Origin of the sequence: Pseudomonas sp. (genome assembly GCF_041601375.1) — a bacterium.
GTDB lineage: Bacteria > Pseudomonadota > Gammaproteobacteria > Pseudomonadales > Pseudomonadaceae > Aquipseudomonas.
Genome location: NZ_JBFIIG010000243.1, coordinates 1 through 5,330 on the forward strand (window position 1 = coordinate 1; position 5,330 = coordinate 5,330).

3 protein-coding genes, 1 pseudogene and 1 riboswitch are annotated in these 5,330 nt (G+C 64.2%); of the genes and pseudogenes, 1 reads left to right on the forward strand and 3 read right to left on the reverse strand.

Annotated elements, in window-relative coordinates; translation table 11 throughout:
* The coding region (locus tag ABZE94_RS20095) for a TonB-dependent receptor plug domain-containing protein (protein WP_372877798.1) at positions 1-323 on the reverse strand (323 nt) is incomplete at its 3' end.
* A 117-nt stretch (positions 324-440) separates the two neighbouring features.
* A riboswitch (cobalamin riboswitch) is annotated at positions 441-678 on the reverse strand.
* A gap of 128 nt (positions 679-806) precedes the next feature.
* On the opposite strand from ABZE94_RS20095, the pseudogene ABZE94_RS20100 reads away from it, so the two are divergent.
* A pseudogene (locus ABZE94_RS20100) lies at positions 807-1,798 on the forward strand (trimethylamine methyltransferase family protein); the annotation flags it as partial.
* Between the two features lie 76 nt (positions 1,799-1,874).
* On the opposite strand, the gene ABZE94_RS20105 reads toward ABZE94_RS20100, so the two are convergent.
* Entirely contained in the window at positions 1,875-2,978 is a 1,104-nt protein-coding gene (locus ABZE94_RS20105) for a GlxA family transcriptional regulator (protein ID WP_372877800.1), read from the reverse strand.
* A 781-nt stretch (positions 2,979-3,759) separates the two neighbouring features.
* On the reverse strand, positions 3,760-4,866 hold the full coding sequence (locus ABZE94_RS20110; protein WP_372877802.1) for a GlxA family transcriptional regulator: 1,107 nt from the start codon (positions 4,864-4,866) through the stop codon (positions 3,760-3,762).
* Positions 4,867-5,330 lie beyond the last annotated feature (464 nt).

Below are 5,330 nucleotides of genomic sequence, written 5' to 3' on the forward strand. Positions count from 1 at the left end.
ATGCCGTCGATCAGCACCAGCACATGATTGGAGTTGGTACCACGCATGTACAGCGCGCTGTTCTGGCCCGGCCCGCCGTTATTGGCCAGGGACACACCTGGCACCTTCTTCAGCAGCTCGGGCAGGGAGGTGGCCTGGCTCTGCTCGATCTGCGCGCGGTCGAACACCGTCACCGCGGCCAGGCTCTGCTCGGCGGTCTGCGCGGTGCGGGTGGCGGTCACCAACTGGTCGTTCAGGAGGGTATGTTCAGCGGCCCAGGCCGGGGACATGCAGGGCATAGCGCACAGCAGCAGGGCCGCCGGCTTGCAAAGGGAGTTGCTCATCGCGTCGTAGCTCCGTCGCCCCACCCGGGCGAACATGGCTGAGTAGGACACGCGGAGAACCAGCGGCGGATGCACTGCACAACGGCGCAGCCCACACGCCAGACAGCGCCCTCCGCGATGCCATGGACTGCGACAGGCCGGTCTCCGGGCTCACGAGCGGCGTTCAGACATTGCGAAACGCCACCAGACGCACCTTCCCATGCCCTAAAGCACAGTGGTTGAAAAAGCGTTGGCTTGACTCGTTTACCGTTGCGGGGGCAGCGTCGGAATAGTTGGCGTAGACACGCGCAATGCACCGACTTCCCAGTTTCACCGCCGGCCATGGCCGGCGGTCACCTGAAGCAAGAACGGCGAGTCTAGAGAGTCGGTATCGGCACGTCTACCCGCAAACGACGCCGGGCAGCCCGCGCGAGTTCACCCAGCCCCGCAACCCGGCGCGCAGCGTGCGCATCGGCGGCACCAACACCGTGTTCGTGCCCGCCCATGACTGCCCCTTCGTTCCACGACATCGACCGGGGACGGCGCTACGGCACCCTCGAGGACTTCCACAACTTCGTCAAACTGGCCTACCTGTCGCCGAGCATCCATCACGCCGGCGGCACCATCTGCGAACCGGTGGACCTGCCGGTGAACAAGCGCCACCTGGACATGATCTACAGCCACATGAAGTACTCCGACAAGTGCTTCATGGGCTCGGTGACCCACCCGGAACGGGCCCAGGACACCATCGAGATGGCCAAGATCCTGTTTGGCGACAACTGGATCGATCCCGACACCGGCAAGCCGAGGACCTGCGTGATCAACCTGATCAGCGCCAAATCGCCGATGACCTTCGACGACACCATGCTCGGTGCCGCCACGGTCTATGCCCGCGCCAACCAGGCCTGCATCGTCACCCCGTTCATCCTCGCCGGGGCCATGTCGCCGGTGACCATTGCCGGGACCGCCGCCCAGACCCTGGCCGGCATGGCCTTCGTGCAGCTGGTCAACCCGGGCGCTCCGGTGGTGCTCGGCAGCTTCGCCAGCTCCATGTCGATGCAGTCCGGTGCCCCCACCTTCGGCACCCCCGAGCCGGCGCTGGTGCTCTACGTGATGGCCAACCTGGCCCGGCGCCTGGGCGTGCCGTTCCGCTCCGGCGGCTCCTTCACCGCCGCGAAGATCCCCGATGCCCAGGCGGCCAGCGAGAGCGCCAACACCCTGCTGCCGACCACTCTGACCGGGGTCAACTTCGCCCAGACACCGCCGGCTGGCTGGAGGGAGGCCAGGCCATGGAGGCGATTCGCGAAGTCGGCCCCGGCAAGCACTTCCTCGGCTGCAACCACACCCAGCTGAACTTCAAGACGGCCTTCTACCTGTCGCCGATCACCGACAACAACAGCTTCGAGCAATGGGATGCCGACGGTCGCCAGGACATGGCCCAGCGTGCCAACGCGCGCTGGAAGAAGCTGCTGGCCGACTACCAGCCGCCGGAGCTGGACCCGGCCATCGACGCTGCCCTGCTGGCCTACGTCGAGCAGCGCAAGGCGAGCATGCCCGACGGCCGGCTGACGGCTAGAGTCTCACGCTGGCGAAGGTCGATTCGCCTTGGGCGCGAGCAAGCACGGCCAGGGCCGAGGTCGAGGGCGGCCGCAGCAGGTCTTCTGGCAGCGGCACCAGCACCCTCAGGCTCACCAGGTTCTGCCCGCTGCGTTCGTCACGCGGCGGAATGCCGAAGTATTCGCGGTAGCACTTGGAGAAGTGCGGGGTGGAGACGAAACCACACACCGAGGCCACCTCGATGATCGACATCGAAGTCTGCTTGAGCAGTTGCCGCGCCCGGATCAGGCGCAGCTTGAGGTAATAGCGCGACGGCGAGCAGTTCAGGTATTTCTGGAACAGACGCTCGAGCTGGCGACGCGAGACATCGACGTAGCTGGCCAAGCCATCGAGGTCGATCGGCTCCTCCAGGTTGGCCTCCATCAATACGACAATTTCCTGCAGTTTAGGCTGGTTGGTGCCGAGCATATGCTTGAGCGGTACGCGCTGATGATCCTGTTCATTGCGGATGCGCTCGTAGATGAACATGTCAGAGATCGCCGCCGCCAACTCGCGGCTGTGCTCGCGGCCGATCAGGTGCAGCATCATGTCCATCGGCGAGGTACCGCCGGACGAGGTACTGCGGGTGCGGTCGATGGAAAACAGGCGGGTGGTGACGATTGCCCGGGGGGAAGCTTCCTGCATGGCCGCGAGGACTTCCCAATGCACGCTGCATTCGTAACCGTCGAGCAAGCCAGCCTTGGCCAGTGCCCAACTGCCGGTGCATACCGCGCCCATCAGCCGTCCGTGGCGCGCCTGGCTCTGCAGCCAGTGCAGGTGCTCGCGGGTGACGCTGTGCTGGATATCCACGCCGCCGCAGACAATCACCGCATGCAGCGCCGGCGCATTGCCCAGCCCGGCGTCCGGGGTGATCTGCAGCCCGTCGCTGGCGCTTACCGGGGCACCGTTCTGGGTCAAGGTATACCAACGATACAGCTCCTTGCCGGAGAGCTGATTGGCCATGCGTAGAGGCTCTACCGCCGAGGCCAGGGAAATCAGGGTGAAGTTGTCCAGCAACAGGAAGCCGATGGCCTGGGGAACACGGTTCTGGGGTTGCGCCCCTTGGCTGGACTGTGACATCGATGAAACCCTCGCGCGGAGCAAAACACGGTGTTGAGCCCACAGCATGGCGAGGCTCTATTTTTTCTAGTTCTGGAAAGCAATAACCCCCAGATCGGTCGGATAACAACGCAAAGGCCATGCCTAAATTAACTGTGTGTTCAATGAAAATAGCGGAGGTTATCCAAGGCCCTCGGCACAAGGCTTTGGCCGGCACGACAAGCCATCTCGTTTATCACTGCAAGTCCCGCTGTACGGGGTTTGAGCATTTCGGTAGCGCCGCCCGCGCAGAACGCTGTCACCCCCGTTACGGAAGACGATGGCGGCAGTAACGGACAGGGTAAGTACGCGGGGTCAGCGGTCAGCGGTATCGCCCGAGCAGCGTGTTCTGCGCCGCAGCAAGAATTACCGGGGCCCTCGCGAGCCGGCACAAGCAAGAACCGCAAGTGCCTGGCAACCCGGCCCAGGAAAGCGGCTCGATGGCGCCTTCGGCACTCGCTCCGCGTCGCGTTCAAGCCCCCGGTTGGCCGGGCAAGGAAAAGGGACGCAGCGAGCGCCCTTTCTGCAGGTCAGGGCCGGGAAAAGTTGTCGGCTGGGCGGGTGGCAACCCAGGAAGGGCTGCCGCGCCTTCGACGCCGCGCTGGCGCGCAGCAAACTGGCGGCAAGCGTGCCTGCCGACTTGTGGGCATCGGCAGAAGCGGCGGGCGGTGATGCGCGCGGCCACAGCGTCAGCCACGAATATCCTCACTGCACAGCCTGTTGGACGGCTGAAGCTGCCCGGCTACCCCTTGCGCGTCCCGCCCTAGAGCAGCCGCACGCTGGCGAAGGTCGACTCGCCTTGGGCGCGGGTCAATGCCTCCATGGCGCTGGACGAGGACGGCCGCATCAGGTCTTCCGGCAGCGGCACCAGCGCTACCACGCCGCCCGAGCTCTGCCCGGAACGCTCGTCGCGCGGCGGGATGCCGAAGTATTCGCGGTAGCACTTGGAAAAGTGCGGGGTGGAGACGAAACCGCACACCGAGGCCACTTCGATGATCGACATCGAAGTCTGCTTGAGCAGTTGCCGCGCGCGGATCAGGCGCAGCTTCAGGTAGTAACGCGACGGCGAGCAGTGCAGGTACTTCTGGAACAGGCGCTCCAGCTGACGGCGCGAGACGTCGACATAGCAGGCCAGCTGGTCGAGGTCGATCGGCTCCTCCAGGTTGGCCTCCATCAACGCGACTATTTCCTGCAGCTTCGGCTGGTTGGTGCCGAGCATGTGCTTGAGCGGTACGCGCTGGTGATCCTGCTCATTGCGGATACGCTCGTAGATGAACATCTCGGAGATCCCGGCCGCCAGCTCGCGGCCATGCTCACGGCCGATCAGGTGCAGCATCATGTCCATCGGTGCGGTGCCGCCGGACGAGGTAATGCGGTTGCGGTCGATGGAAAACAGCCGGGTGGTCACAGCCGCACGCGGGAAAGCTTCCTGCATGGCGGCGAGAAACTCCCAATGCACGCTGCAGTCGTGACCATCGAGCAGGCCGGCCTTGGCCAGGGCCCAGCTGCCGGTGCACACCGCGCCGATTTGCCGACCATGGCGTGCCTGCACCTGCAACCAGTGCAAATGCTCGCGGGTGACGCTGTGCTGAATATCCACGCCGCCGCAGACGATCACCACATCCAGCGCCGGCGCATTGCTCAGCCCGGCGTCCGGGGTGATCTTCAGGCCGTCGCTGGCGCACACCGGCTGGCCGCTCTGGGTCAGGGTATGCCAGCGGTACAGTTCCTTGCCGGAGAGCTGATTGGCCATGCGCAGGGGCTCGACTGCCGAAGCCAGGGAGATCAGGGTAAAGTTGTCCAACAGCAGGAAACCGATGGACAGGGGAACACGGTTCTGGGGCTGCGCCCCTGGAGCGAACTGCGACATAAAGCAAACCCTCACGCTAGGCTCTTCAAACTGAGCCCCGTTGCATGACGCGGCTCTTTCTTGTGGTTCTGGACAACGACAGCCCCAGATCAGCTTTGTTTATCAAGCAAAACCTATGCCTGAATTGATTGGCCGTTCAATTAAAAACAGCAACCCCGCAAAAGGGCATTGTCAGGAGCGACAAGCGTATTCTGGATGCGACACTCGTGCGGCCTTTTATGAAATTTTGAGAATTTCGGTAGCAGCCACACGGCGACTGAATTGTCACCCGCCACACTTTGCTATCGGCAGAGTAACAAACAACTGATCAAAAAACGACCAGCAAGAGGGCCAGGGCTCGGCCTGTACCGCGCACGCCCCAAAACGGGCAGTGCCTGCCCCGAATTGGCGACTCAGCGGCAGCGCGCATACCGAGCGCTGGCGCGGGGGGGGGGGGGGGGGGGGGGGGGGGGGGGGGGGGGGGG